This window comes from Leptospiraceae bacterium (genome assembly GCA_015075105.1).
Taxonomy (GTDB): Bacteria; Spirochaetota; Leptospiria; order Leptospirales; family Leptospiraceae; genus JABWCC01.
In genome coordinates, this window is the sequence record JABTUZ010000001.1 from 532,465 (window position 1) to 545,059 (window position 12,595).

At 34.3% G+C, this 12,595-nt stretch carries 13 protein-coding genes; 8 read left to right on the top strand and 5 right to left on the bottom strand.

All coding sequences use genetic code 11. The features are described 5' to 3' along the window. Position 1: 1 nt before the first annotated feature. Positions 2-1,222, bottom strand: a complete 1,221-nt coding sequence (gene serA / locus HS129_02680; protein MBE7410959.1) for a phosphoglycerate dehydrogenase — start codon at positions 1,220-1,222, stop codon at positions 2-4. An 85-nt stretch (positions 1,223-1,307) separates the two neighbouring features. Here serA and HS129_02685 point away from each other — a divergent pair, with 85 nt between their 5' ends. From HS129_02685 to HS129_02705, 5 genes are all read left to right on the top strand, one after another. Continuing rightward, positions 1,308-1,838 (top strand): hypothetical protein, encoded by a 531-nt coding sequence (locus HS129_02685; protein MBE7410960.1) that lies wholly within the window; start codon positions 1,308-1,310, stop codon positions 1,836-1,838. 1 nt (position 1,839) lies between these two features. Continuing rightward, entirely contained in the window at positions 1,840-2,223 is a 384-nt protein-coding gene (locus HS129_02690; protein MBE7410961.1) for a peptide chain release factor-like protein, read from the top strand. A 116-nt stretch (positions 2,224-2,339) separates the two neighbouring features. After that, positions 2,340-2,915: a hypothetical protein gene (locus HS129_02695; protein ID MBE7410962.1), complete on the top strand. Its 576-nt coding sequence runs from the start codon at positions 2,340-2,342 to the stop codon at positions 2,913-2,915. Continuing rightward, the gene (locus tag HS129_02700) at positions 2,866-3,144 is read left to right on the top strand and encodes a hypothetical protein (protein MBE7410963.1); all 279 of its coding nucleotides are present in this window, start codon (positions 2,866-2,868) and stop codon (positions 3,142-3,144) included. Before HS129_02695 ends, HS129_02700 begins: the two co-directional genes overlap by 50 nt. Beyond that, positions 3,141-5,360, top strand: a complete 2,220-nt coding sequence (locus HS129_02705) for a hypothetical protein (GenBank protein MBE7410964.1) — start codon at positions 3,141-3,143, stop codon at positions 5,358-5,360. Before HS129_02700 ends, HS129_02705 begins: the two co-directional genes overlap by 4 nt. Positions 5,361-5,362: 2 nt before the next feature. Here HS129_02705 and HS129_02710 read toward each other — a convergent pair whose 3' ends face one another. From HS129_02710 to HS129_02725, 4 genes are read right to left on the bottom strand one after another with little or no spacing between them, the layout of a single operon-like run. Next, positions 5,363-5,974 carry an SOS response-associated peptidase gene (locus HS129_02710; protein MBE7410965.1) on the bottom strand — a complete coding sequence of 204 codons (612 nt, stop codon included), beginning with the start codon at positions 5,972-5,974 and terminating at the stop codon, positions 5,363-5,365. A gap of 45 nt (positions 5,975-6,019) precedes the next feature. Then, the gene (locus HS129_02715) at positions 6,020-6,796 is read right to left on the bottom strand and encodes an SDR family NAD(P)-dependent oxidoreductase (protein ID MBE7410966.1); all 777 of its coding nucleotides are present in this window, start codon (positions 6,794-6,796) and stop codon (positions 6,020-6,022) included. Further along, entirely contained in the window at positions 6,796-7,695 is a 900-nt protein-coding gene (gene lipA, locus HS129_02720; GenBank protein ID MBE7410967.1) for a lipoyl synthase, read from the bottom strand. Before lipA ends, HS129_02715 begins: the two co-directional genes overlap by 1 nt. Positions 7,696-7,700: 5 nt before the next feature. Continuing rightward, complete coding sequence (locus HS129_02725; protein MBE7410968.1) at positions 7,701-8,198, bottom strand: hypothetical protein; 498 nt, start codon at positions 8,196-8,198, stop codon at positions 7,701-7,703. A 95-nt stretch (positions 8,199-8,293) separates the two neighbouring features. Between HS129_02725 and HS129_02730 the strand changes: the two genes are divergently transcribed. The 3 genes from HS129_02730 (at position 8,294) to HS129_02740 (ending at position 12,522) form a co-directional block, all read left to right on the top strand. Next, on the top strand, positions 8,294-8,779 hold the full coding sequence (locus HS129_02730) for a TlpA family protein disulfide reductase (protein MBE7410969.1): 486 nt from the start codon (positions 8,294-8,296) through the stop codon (positions 8,777-8,779). Between the two features lie 92 nt (positions 8,780-8,871). Further along, positions 8,872-10,221, top strand: a complete 1,350-nt coding sequence (locus tag HS129_02735) for a thiolase family protein (GenBank protein MBE7410970.1) — start codon at positions 8,872-8,874, stop codon at positions 10,219-10,221. Between the two features lie 276 nt (positions 10,222-10,497). Then, the gene (locus HS129_02740; protein MBE7410971.1) at positions 10,498-12,522 is read left to right on the top strand and encodes a long-chain fatty acid--CoA ligase; all 2,025 of its coding nucleotides are present in this window, start codon (positions 10,498-10,500) and stop codon (positions 12,520-12,522) included. The last annotated feature ends 73 nt before the right edge of the window (positions 12,523-12,595 follow it).

A 12,595-nucleotide genomic window follows, 5' to 3' on the forward strand; every position in this document is an offset into this window, starting at 1 on the left:
TTTAATAAAGGATTCTTGTTTTTATACTCAAAGGGTGCTTTTTTAATTTTTCTTTTACAGTGTCGCCTATCGCTTGGTCAATTTCCATAATCAAATAACCGATTTCGCTTGAAGTGCTCAAATACTGTGACAGAATGTTTCCTCCAAGGTCACTGACTATGCTATTTAAGTCTCTAAGAAAACCGGGCTGATTTTTATGTACATTGAGTATTCTGTAATTTTCCTTTTGAATTGGAAGTTCTAAATTCGGGAAATTCACAGAAAAAGATGTTGAGCCGTTATTGATATATTTTATAAGTTTCGTGGCTACTTCTAATCCAATATTTTTTTGGGCTTCTTCTGTACTCCCGCCAATGTGGGGAGTTAAGATCACATTGGGGAGTTTTTGGAGAGGAGAATAAAACGGTTCTTTGTTAGACTTAGGCTCTACCGGAAAAACATCTACCGCAGCCCCTGCAAGGTGACCGGATTTAAGTGCTTCCACCAAAGCATCTATATCTACAACTTTCCCGCGAGAAGCATTGATTAAGTAGGAGCCTTTCTTTAAAGTATAGAGTTCTTTTTTAGTGACTAAGTTTTTGGTTTCTGGTGTTTCAGGTACATGAAATGTAACAAAATCGGAGATTTTTAAAAGCTCTTCATAACTTGTGCAACTTGTTGCATTTCCAAGCGGGAGCTTGGTTAGTATATCGTAAAAATATACTTTCATTCCTAGTGATTCTGCAAGTACGGAAACTTGAGAGCCTATATGACCATACCCTACAATTCCAAGAGTTTTTCCTCTAACTTCAAAACAACCGTCTGCAATCTTGGTCCATTTTCCCTCGTGTGCATCTTTGGAGCTATCAGAAATTTTCCTTGCAAGAAAAATAATTTCTGCGATTATCAGCTCTGCAACACTTCTTGTATTGCTATAAGGAGCGTTAAAAACAGGGATTCCTTTTTTCTCGCATTCAACCGTGTCAACTTGATTTGTACCTATACAAAAACACCCTATAGACAGAAGTTTATTCGCATTGTCTATAACTTTTTTAGTGACATTGGTTTTACTCCTTATTCCCAGTATATGCACGTTTTCAATCGCTTTTGTCAATTCTTCTTCGTTTAAAGCGTCCTTTAACAAGGTGACGTGAAATCCGTCGTTTTGAAACATATTAAATCCATTCTCGTGGATATTCTCTAAGAGTAATACTTTAATTTTGTCTTTTGGAAAAGATACCATAATGATACTAAAGTTTTACACTTGCCAATTCTGAAAATAGAATTTTTGTATTTATTTATTAATTCTAAAAAATATTTTGGTCACTATGAAAAATCTTTATCAAGTTACAATCTTCACTTTCCCTGTTTTTCTCATTTTTTTGAATTGCTCTTCACTAAAAGTAATTAAAGAGCCTGTTTTAGAAAGAACTACAGTAATCTCTGAGCCTATTTGCTTCTCTTTTTTTACAATTTGCAGGGAATCTGCTTTTAATAGCCTTGTAATTAAAGCTGTAGTCAGTAATGAAAGTGGGGAAAGAAAATATTCTTTAGAATATTATTTAAAAAGATTTGAAGTTGAATTTCCACTCGGAGTTTCACTCGGAATTGACGGAGAATACTATAATCTGAAAAGGGTTTCTACAGAGTATTCCGATTATATAAAAATAGGCTCTGAATTGAGTTTGGAAGTGATTGAAAAAATTTTGAATTCAAAGAAAATTATACTTAGCTATTCCAATAGGGTAGAAACAATGAATATTGATTTTTCGAATAGTGATCGCGAGAAATTTATTCAAAATATAAAAAAAGTTCAGGAAAATATCCAAAAAACAGAGAAGCTTACTATTATCAAATAGAATGGCTTTATCCTTCCCTGTTACCCCGGAAAAACAAAAGAAGTTGGAAGAAAGGCTTGCAAGGCTAAAAGTTTTTGAAGCCGAATTGATTGAAAAATTTGTAAAGAGTAGCGGCAGAGGTGGCCAAAATGTAAATAAGGTTTCTACATCTGTAGTCTTACTCCATAAACCTACAGGCATAGAAGTGAAATGCTCTGTGTATAGGACTCAAGGTCTAAACCGTTATAAAGCCAGATCTATTCTTTGCGATAAGATAGAAGAAAAAGAGAGAAAAATACAAGGACTTCAAAATCCTTTAATAGAAAAAGTTCAAAAAAGTAAAAAGGAAAAAGCAAAAAAACAAAAAAAGAAAAAGGAAAGTTTTATAACAGACGAGGATTTTTAAAAGTGAAGAGAAAGATTTTATTGATTTGAAAAAATCGGACAATTAAAGGAGTAATTTTTTTTTCAAAATAGAATTGACAAAAGCATGTGTTTACTAAAAATAAATTTAGTATGCAAATGTATCTACATGACAAAGATTTATCAGGACAGGTGTTTTTACATAAACTGTCCTTGAAGCTACTTTTAAAAGGAGTGACTCCGGTTTTAATCTGCAAGGATAGAAGTTTTTCTTTTTCTGAGTATTTGAAAACGAGTAGAGTCCACAGAATCCCTTTTTCTGTTACTGGAAAACTACTTTTTGTATCTATCTTAAATATGTACCATCTAAAAGACGCGATTTTACAATTGAGTGATTTGGAAACTTCAGAAAATAGCTATTTGCCTATTTTTTTGGATTTCACTTACCATTATTTGGATGAGGGGGTTGATTTAAAAGAGTCTGAATATTTATTCCAGAAGGACTCACTTCGCATAAAAGGTCTAAATTCTTTTAAAAAGAAATGGGTGATTTTTTGGGAACAAGGAAGACCCATCGAGCCAGGATTACAAAAGTTTTATCGTTACCAGTTAGAGAAATACTCCCAGTTAAAACTTGAGGTAGCGGGGAAAAGCATCAGTGTAAAAAATAAAGGAGGGCTTTTGCATGGGCGCACAAATGCCGACATACTCAAACTATTTACAGAGCCTGTCTGAAGAATGGAAACCTTTTAAAAAAACTCTAAATAGAGAAGAGCAAGTATATTTTGATAAATTATTCGCGATAGCTATCCAGCACTCCCACGCAGGGAGTATGCAGTCAAACCCTTTTCCCTTAGAAGTAGTTTTTATGACTGTTTTGATCCAATTATTAAAAGATAACGAAAATTTAAAAAATAGAGTAAAAGAACTAGAAAAGTGGGAAACTTTCTCTAATGCTACATGAAAGCTTGGCTAATAGATATTTGGAACTTAGGTAATTTAGTTCAGCTTTGGTTAAAGCAAGAAAATGGGAAAAATGTATTTCTAAAAGACGAATATTTTCCAAGGATTTATTCTAAAGAATATACCTCTAAAGGCAGAGCTTTTCTTTCTTATTTGTATAGAGAAAATATTTTAAGAAGTATTGGTGGAAAATTTAGAAAAGAGCTTTGGTCTGGGAATACTTTAAAAGTGAGCGCATCTGAAATTTTAGATTATAACAGATTTCAAAAGATAGTAAAAAAATGTATCCAGATTGAAGAGCATATAGAATTTTACAATACAGAAATTCCTTTCACCCAATTTTATCAAATCGAAAAAGATTTATACCCTTTATCTAAGGTAGATTTTACAGAGGCAAATGGGCAAGTAGAAAAAATAGAGCGTAGCTTAGACGACGAAAACACGCTATTTCCAAAATACCCTTCGTTTAGAAAAATATTTATCGAATCTGTGTACGGAAAATTCAAGCCAATAACAGAAGGTAGAATAATTGTACACATATCTCTGACAGAAAAAATTATTCTGCCCGGTAGGGAAATAGATTTATTAACTAGCTTAAACGAGTTACTTTTAAAAATAGACCCGGATATTATTTATACTTCACACGGTGATGAATTTTTATTTCCAAACTTATTCCAATTGGCATATAAAAATAATATAAAACTACTTTTAGATAGGAGTGATAACTATTTTAGAAAAAAACACAATTTAAAGGGAAGGACTATTTTCACGTACGGAAGGGTTGTATTTAAAACAACTCCTTACCCCTTGTATGGGAGACTACACATTGATAAAGGTTTGTCTTTTTTTTACACAGAATCTGAGCTAGAGGGTATTTTAGAAATGGCAAAATTTAGTAGGCTATCCATTCAAAAATTGGCAAGGTCTTCTCCGGGATCTGCAATGTCGAGCATGGAAGATGAGTTTGCTTTAAAAAGCAAAATACTTATTCCAAGGCAAAAAGGGAAGAGTTCATCGATTAAGCCTGTTTCTGTAGTTTTGAAAGCAGATAATGGTGGCTTGACTTTTAGACCTATTACCGGGATACACGAAAACGTAGTGGAGTTAGACTTTCGATCTTTGTTTCCGAATCTAATGAAGCTACACAATATTTCTGGAGAAACAATAAACTGTAAGTGTTGTAGCCCAAGCCTAAGACCAGTACCCTATTTACCGTACCACACCTGCACCAAAAGAAAAGGAATAGTCGGAGAAACGATAGGCGTATTATTAGATAGAAGAGACGAAATAAAAAAAATTCTATTAGATAAAAATTTAACAAAAAAAGAAAGAGGAGCCTTAGAGCTTAGGGCCTCTGCGATTAAGTGGTGCCTTGTTACTTCTTTCGGATATACCGGTTTTAAGCACGCTAAGTTTGGACAAAGAGAAGCACACGAGGCTATTACGGCTTGGTCAAGGCACTCCCTACTTACTGCAAAAGAAATATCGGAAGATTACGGGTTTATCCTACTTCATGCGCTTACAGATTCTTTATGGCTACATAAAAAAGATTTTCCAACTTCTTTAGTGAACGAGCTTTGTAAAAAAATCAATTCTATAACCGGTCTAAATATAATACACGAGGCTAGTTATTCTTGGATATGTTTTCCTTACTCTAAGACAAGGGACTATTTAGGAACTCCAACAAGGTATTTTGCGAGAGAAAATAACGGAAAGCTAAAAGTAAGGGGGCTATTGAATAGAAAAAAAGATACCCCGGGTGTCATACTCTCTTTTCAAGAAGAAGTGTTGAATGTCTTGTCTAAGGCTTCTTCTGTTAAAGAAATCGAGAGTTTCAAAAATGAAATATTTCAAATATACGATGAATACAAATCTAAAATTGAAGAAAAAAAAATTTCTAAAGAAAGTTTAGTGATTTATAAAACAATCTCAAAACCATTTTCTAAATACGAAAAAAATAATGCGTCTAAAATCGTGCTTTCTGTTTTGGAGGAAAAAAAGATTTCTATGCAAGGTGGCCAAAGTATTGATTACATAGCAGTAAATACAAAATCGAGCGATAAAAATACCCGATATATACCGAGTTACCTTTATAATGGAAAATACGATGTACTTTTTTATAAAAACATATTAAAAGAAGCTCTACTAGAGCTAATGCCCTTTGAGATTGCAACAAAAAGTGAAGAGTGGAAATTGGAGCAGGGTAGTTTATTTTAGGCTTAGGCTACCTCCATTGTGTAAAGTTTAGACTCACTAGTTTTTAACATGGATTGGATATTTGAAATTGGGGCTTTTATATTTAGCCAAGTAGGCAAACTTGAGTTTTCTAAAATTACCGGCATTCGGTCGTGTATTTTTGAGATCAAGGAGTTAGCCGGACAAGTGATAATGGAAAAAGAGTATAGTACTTCTTCATTTTTTTTCCATACGTCCCAAATCCCAGCTAAAGAAATAATTGAGTTGTTTGAATTTTTTATAATATATTTTTTTTTATTTTTTTTATTTGTTTCAAAAAAACCAGTACAGGGAATAATGCACCTTCTTTTAGAAAAAGAATTTTTAAATGAATACTTTTCTTGGATAGTTTCACTTCTCGAATTAAATAAATTTTTATATATAGATTTCTCTTTTGCAAAATTCGGTATAAGCCCAAAGTGGAATTTTTCTAATTTATTTGAGGTTGTATTTTTATAAACTATATAAGAATATCTACCGGGGTAGATTACCTCGTTAAAGGAATCTATTTTTGTAAGTTCAATTTTAAGGTTTTGAAAGTAGTCTATTGTATCTTTTCCGATAAGTGGTAAAATAAGCTGGTAAGAAACGCACATTTTGATAAGTTCAAGAGTAAAATTTCATGTTGAATATGTATTTATTTAGGCAAATTTCACTTTTTTCGTAAACCATAAAATCAGTGATTTAGGAAGGAAGTTTACAAGAGTATAGTATAGCTTCATAGGAAATCCGTAAATAGAAAACGCCTTACCTTTCTTTGTGTCTTTCATTGCGAGCCTAACTACTTCTACCGGATCTGCTGCAAGCCTTGGTGGTTTATTTCCGCTTGCACCTTCAAAAAATTCAGTCTTTACAGGGCCCGGACAAACAGTGCATACGTGAATTTTTTCTTCTTTCAACTCGGCTCTTAGACCTTCTGAAAAATAGATTACAAATGCTTTGCTGGCTGCGTATATTGCAAAATTTGCCATAGGTGCAAAACCTGCCGAGCTTGCTATTTGAATAATGCTTGATCCTTCTTGCATATAGGGAATAGAAAGAAGAGTTATCTTTGTGAGAGCTTTCACATTAAGGTCAACCATTCCGATTTGCCTTTCTGATGAGATTTCTTTTGCGAAACCTACAGCACCGATTCCTGCGTTATTTACCAAAAATCGAATTATTGGATTTTCCTTTTCTAATTTTTTTTGGAGTTGGGAAATCGAATTTGGATTTTGTAAATCGAGGGTCAATACAACCGGTTTATTTTTTAATTTTTTAGATAAAGTGTCTAAGTTTTTTTTTCTTCTTGCGATTAGCCAAACTTCCTCTATTTCTTTTTCGTTGTCGATTTCTCTTGAGAATTCCCATCCTAATCCACTGGATGCGCCTGTAATAATTGCTATTTTTTTTCTAGGCTGGATGTAATTTTTTTTCATTATAACACCTCTTTGGCTTGCTCTTTAGCGTGGTAAGAACTTCTTACTAAGGGTCCTGACTCTACATTTGTAAATCCAATTTCAAGTGCATATTGTTTCAAGAAAGAAAATATATTTTTAGGAACATATTCAAAAACAGGGTAATGGGTAGGGCTTGGCTGGAGGTATTGTCCTATGGTGATCATTTTTACGTTTACTTTTCTTAAATCTTGAAGACAGTCTTTGACTTCCTCTATTGATTCTCCAAACCCAAGCATGATCCCACTTTTTGTAGTAAACCCTTTCTCGAAAAAATATTGCAATACTTCCAAAGAAGTTTTATAGTTTTTTTGAGGGGCTACTACCGGAAAAAAAGACTGCACTGTTTCGATATTATGGTTGATAATGTCAGGTTTTGCGTTGCATACAATTTCCAATGATTCAAGTTTATTTTTAAAATCAGGAATGAGTATTTCAATAACAGAATTTGAAACTTTTCTAATTTCAGAAATCACGTTGGAATAATGAGTAGCCCCGCCGTCTTTTAGGTCGTCTCTATTTACCGAAGTGATTACTACGTGGTTTAGATTCAGCTCTTGTACGGAATCTGCGATTTTTTTAGGCTCATCGATGTCTATAAAGCCAGGCTTTCCAGAGGGAACATCGCAATAATGACACCTTCTTGTGCATATATCTCCAAGTATCATGTAGGTTGCTGTTTTATTTGACCAACAGTGGTTTAAGTTTGGACAAGAAGCACTTTCACAAACTGTATTTAGTTTCGATTTTTCTAAACTTTCTCTTACATTTTGGACTGCATTTTCTTTTGTCGGAAAGGACAGGTGTACTTTTAGCCAATTTGGTTTTGGAGGAGGATTTTGGACACTATGCGTTCTTGGTTTTTTTTTTAAAGGGTTCATTTTGTTTAATATTTACGAATAGATTTTATGCCGGAAAAAAATAAAAGAAGCCTAAAGAATTTATTTCTGGTGAGAATTCCTGATATATAAATTATGTTAAGAAAATCACCTTCATCACCACAAACATGAACATGCACCTTATCTTCAGTCATTGCTTGAATTTGAACTTTGAAACCTTTAGTTTGAAATTTACATATATCTTCTCTGATGTCAAGAATTTCAGAGGCATGAATTTGAAAATTGAATGACTTCTTATTTTTTGCATACAGACGAAATGTTAGCATTTTATCTTTAGAATATATTTTTAAATTCGATCTAAGAGTTTCCTTTTTTTTGAATTCATCCGGATGAAAATAAATTCCTTTACCGGAAAAAATCCCATTAAGATAGATTAACAATTCGGATTGATCGGAAAAATAGTTGTAGAATTTCATGTTGAGTTTTTTTGATTTTACAAATCGAAGCCTTTCATTCCATAAAATTTTATAAAAATTTTTTGTCATGGAAAAAATTTTTTCAATCATGCAATTGATTGAAGCTGTAGAATCATTTAGAAATAGTTACTTGATTTTTTATTCGCAATAAAAAAAATTCGATTATGAATAAAATCATTTTCATATTATTTTTTATCATCAGTTGCACCCAGGAAAAACAAAATACCTATCTTTCTATTTCTTTAAAAGATTGGAATGGAAAGGAGTTTACTCTTTCTGATTATAGAGGGAAAATAATCGTTTTAGATTTTTGGGCAAGCTGGTGTGAGCCTTGTAAGAAATCTATCCCTGTGATTGAATCTTTAAAAAAGGGAGCAGACCCTGAAAAAATTATTTTTAGAGGAATTAACACAGACTCCGGTAAAAGTCCCAAAGAAGTTAAAAAAATTGCAGAAAATTTTGGGATGACCTACGATAGTTTATTGGATCCGGATACAATTCTTTCAGACACTCTGCAAATCACGGGTCTTCCGGCTCTCGCTTTTTTTAATGAAAAAGGGGAGCTACTCTATAGGCAGTACGGGGTTTCGGCAATAGACTTTCCTTATCTTTCTCATAAACTGAAAAATTGGGCTATTGACAAAAATTGAAGTGGACTTGGGACAATTAGATAAAAAAAATGTATTATAAACTCATTTATGGGTAAAAAAACTAGATATTGAATCTAAATTAAGGAACTTTTATGAAATTTACAACAGTAGATAATGAGAGAGTAGTTCTCGCATCCGGCTTAAGAACACCTGTAGGTCAGGCAGGAAAGTCTTTTGCAGATATTCCATCCATGGAATTAGGGTATTTAGTAACAGAAGAAATATTCAAGAGAAGTAAAATCTCTAAAGAAGAAGTGGATGGTGTTACCGCAGGAGAGATCAGCCAGAGTATGCGTGCTCCAAACGTAGCGAGAGTCATTGCCGTAAAAGCCAACCTACCTTTAGAATCTACAGCAATCACAGTAGCAAACAACTGTGTTTCCGGGTTTGAATCTGTATTAGACGCAGCCAGAAGGGTTATGATTGGAGAAGGGGACCTATACCTTTCATTGGGGTTAGAGTCTATGTCTCAAGGGCCTTTTATCATAGAAGGCGCGAAAGAAAACTCCAAAACTGCAACCGTAGATAAATTAATGACCAATTGGGCAGATGCTCCATCCCTCGGTGTAAAAGTGATCGATTCTATAGATGAGGGGTTAAATGATCCTATTCGTAAGATGAATATGGCAATGACTGGAGAAATTGCTGCTCAAAACTACAATTTAACAAAAAAAGAATTGGATGATTACGCATACAGATCCTATAAAAAAGCTTATGATGCAATTCAAGCTGGAAAATATAGACCGTATCAGGTTTCAGTTCAGACATCGGACGGGCTTTTAGAAGACGACGAATACATTATGAGTAAAACTGGAATGGTAGAAAATCCTGGCAGGTTTGACAAGGCATCGGTGATCTTTGATTCAAAATACATGAGTTTAAAAGATTTCTACTCACAGTACGGAAAATGGATCAATAAGCCTTACAAAGAAGGAGAATCACAAGCTGCCGTGACTTTATTCAACGCATGCCCAAGATCTGATGGTGCAGGTGCATTTTTTGTTACTACTGAAAAGGAAGCCAAGCGACTCGGACTCGATATACAGGCTATAATCACCGGTTGGGGAATGTATGGAACTGATCCGGCTTGGATGGGAATCGGTATGGCTTATGCGATGAATAAAGCACTAAACGCCGCCAATTTAAAATTTACGGATATAGATTCATTTGAAATCCACGAGGCTTTTGCTGCAACTGCAATGGGAACAATGAGAGAAGTCAAAAAATCCTATAATTTTGACTTAGAGGCGGCTGATAAAGAAGGCAAAGTGAATCCACACGGTGGAACACTTGCAATTGGTCACCCACTTGGAGCTACTGGAATTCGAGTTTTACTAAACCAAATTATGAATTTCCGTTTAAATCCAAGCGTAAAACGATCAATTGGTACTATTTGTGCTGGTGGTGGTGTAGGTGGAGCCATCATCTTAGAAAAACCATAAATATTTCAAGAAATTTGAAATATCTTTGATGGAAGCCTCAATATATTTGAGGTTTCTATTTTTATACAGCCAATAAAAATAGAATTGAATCAGTTTTAATATCTCCAAATTGGCATACTTTCAAAAGATGCCAATTTTAGAAATTTAAATCGAATTCTTAAAAGATAACTTTTTAAAAAGAATACAAAGATTTTTTTCTTTTTTTATTGACTCATTTATAAGGAAGATAGAAATAAGTAAAGTTTTAAAAATAATACAACTATTTTGAGGTAAGAAATGGCGAATAATCTGGCGGAAGTATTCAAGGAGTCAGCAGAAAAATACGGTAGTTTACCGGCTTTTTGCTCTAAAGATGAGAAAAAACAGTATGCTGCTACAAATTATAAAGATTTGTACGAAATGGGTCTTGCTCTTTCAGAGGCTTTGATTGATTTAGGTGTGAATGCCAGAGAAAACGTCGGCCAGATGGCGGACAATCGCTTAGAATGGATCATTACAGATTACGGTATTCTAATGTCTGGTGCTGCGAACGTTCCAAGAGGAACTGATGTTACAGAGTCAGAGCTAATCCACATTTTAACCCATTCTGAGGCAAAAATAGTTTTTGTAGAGCACGATAAAATGCTTGAAAAACTGAATAAGGTAAAATCCCAAACCCCAAATGTGAAAACAATCATAATGATGGATAAAAACTCAAAAGCTACAGGTGTATTAAAGCTATATGATTTGATTCAAAAAGGAAGGGACTTGAGAGCAAAAGGCTCTAAAAAAGCAGAAGAAAGAATTGCCGGGATTAAACCGGACGATCTATTTACTTTAATTTATACTTCTGGAACTACAGGCGCTCCAAAAGGTGTAATGCTTATGCACTCCAATATGATGCACCAATTGAATGATGTACTCCCTTTGATTAAGTGTACATCTTCTGAAAGAATGCTTTCTATATTACCAGTTTGGCATATTTTTGAAAGAGTATTTGAATATATTTCTATTAAAGCCGGGGCTTCTACCTATTATACAAATGTTCGTGACTTGCGTGATGACCTCGCAAAAGCCCAACCTACATTTATGGGCTCTGCACCAAGACTATGGGAAAGTATCTACCTTGGAATCTATACCAAAGTAAATGACCCAAAGATTACTCCACCTGTCAGAAGAGCTATGTTTAATACAGCCTACTTCTTCTCTAAACACTTTAACGCAGCTCTTCGATTTTTGAAAGGGAATGAAGTGGATTATGAAGGCAGAAATATTTTTACCTCGCTGTTTAGAGCAATAAAGTCCGTATTCGTCGTTTTATTAACCGGCCCGTTTACAGTATCTCTGATTTCTGCCGGTCTTGCGGTTGCCTTAGCAGACACAGGATTTTCTGGAATCTTTTGGACACTCTTTGGTTTTGGCCTGATTCTAAATTACTTCACATTAGACAAAATTGTACTATCTAAAATCAGGGCGGCTACCGGTGGAAAATTGAAAGCCTCTGTTTCTGGTGGTGGTGCACTTCCTCGTCACGTAGATGCCTTTTTCAACGATATAGGTGTAAACGTATTAGAAGGTTACGGTATGACTGAAACTACTCCTGTAATTGCGGTTAGAACTTTTGATAAATTGGTTATGGGGTCAGTTGGACCTATTGCTCCAAACACTAGGCTGCAAATTAGAGACGATAAAGGAAATGTGTTAACAGGTATTGATGAAAAAGGAAAACTTGTAGAAGGAAAACTCGGACAAAAAGGAGTAATCCACGTAAAAGGGCCTCAAGTAATGAAAGGGTACTACAAAAATCCTGAGGCAACCTCCAAAGCGTTAAAAGACGGTTGGATGGATACCGGAGATATAGGAATGGTGAATTTTAAAAATACCCTCACACTCACCGGTAGAGCAAAAGACACTGTGGTGCTGCTTGGTGGAGAAAACGTAGAGCCGGTACCTATAGAAAACAAACTAACAGAATCTAAATATATCAGCCAGTGTATGGTAGTTGGTCAAGACCAAAAAATTCTAGGTGCAATTATCGTTCCTGATTTTGATAAATTGAAAGAGTGGTGTGCTGAAAATGGAATCGGAGATTCTGATCCAAATACGATAATCAAGAATCCTAAGGTGAATGAATTGATCAAAAAAGAGATTAAAGAGTTGAACAGCACAAAAACAGGATTTAAGTCATTTGAACAAGTTACCCCATTCTTTATGACTGCAAAACCGTTTGAAGTAGGTGATGAAATGACAAATCTTATGAAACTAAAAAGACATGTTATTGCAGAAAAATACGCATCTGAAATTAAAAAACTATACAATTAATTCTTGTTAGTTTTTCATTGAAAAAGGTAGATCAAGCATGGATCTGCCTTTTTTGTTTTTAGATGGGATTTAC

Bases quoted from the DNA above. Each gene is read 5' to 3' on its own strand.
- HS129_02715 (MBE7410966.1), bottom strand. From the start codon at position 6,796: ATGAAAAAAAATTACATCCAGCCTAGAAAAAAAATAGCAATTATTACA.
- HS129_02725 (MBE7410968.1), bottom strand. From the start codon at position 8,198: ATGACAAAAAATTTTTATAAAATTTTATGGAATGAAAGGCTTCGATTT.
- HS129_02730 (MBE7410969.1), top strand. From the start codon at position 8,294: ATGAATAAAATCATTTTCATATTATTTTTTATCATCAGTTGCACCCAG.
- HS129_02685 (MBE7410960.1), top strand. From the start codon at position 1,308: ATGAAAAATCTTTATCAAGTTACAATCTTCACTTTCCCTGTTTTTCTC.
- HS129_02695 (MBE7410962.1), top strand. From the start codon at position 2,340: ATGTATCTACATGACAAAGATTTATCAGGACAGGTGTTTTTACATAAA.
- HS129_02705 (MBE7410964.1), top strand. From the start codon at position 3,141: ATGAAAGCTTGGCTAATAGATATTTGGAACTTAGGTAATTTAGTTCAG.
- serA (MBE7410959.1), bottom strand. From the start codon at position 1,222: ATGGTATCTTTTCCAAAAGACAAAATTAAAGTATTACTCTTAGAGAAT.
- HS129_02710 (MBE7410965.1), bottom strand. From the start codon at position 5,974: ATGTGCGTTTCTTACCAGCTTATTTTACCACTTATCGGAAAAGATACA.
- HS129_02690 (MBE7410961.1), top strand. From the start codon at position 1,840: ATGGCTTTATCCTTCCCTGTTACCCCGGAAAAACAAAAGAAGTTGGAA.
- lipA (MBE7410967.1), bottom strand. From the start codon at position 7,695: ATGAACCCTTTAAAAAAAAAACCAAGAACGCATAGTGTCCAAAATCCT.
- HS129_02700 (MBE7410963.1), top strand. From the start codon at position 2,866: ATGGGCGCACAAATGCCGACATACTCAAACTATTTACAGAGCCTGTCT.
- HS129_02735 (MBE7410970.1), top strand. From the start codon at position 8,872: ATGAAATTTACAACAGTAGATAATGAGAGAGTAGTTCTCGCATCCGGC.
- HS129_02740 (MBE7410971.1), top strand. From the start codon at position 10,498: ATGGCGAATAATCTGGCGGAAGTATTCAAGGAGTCAGCAGAAAAATAC.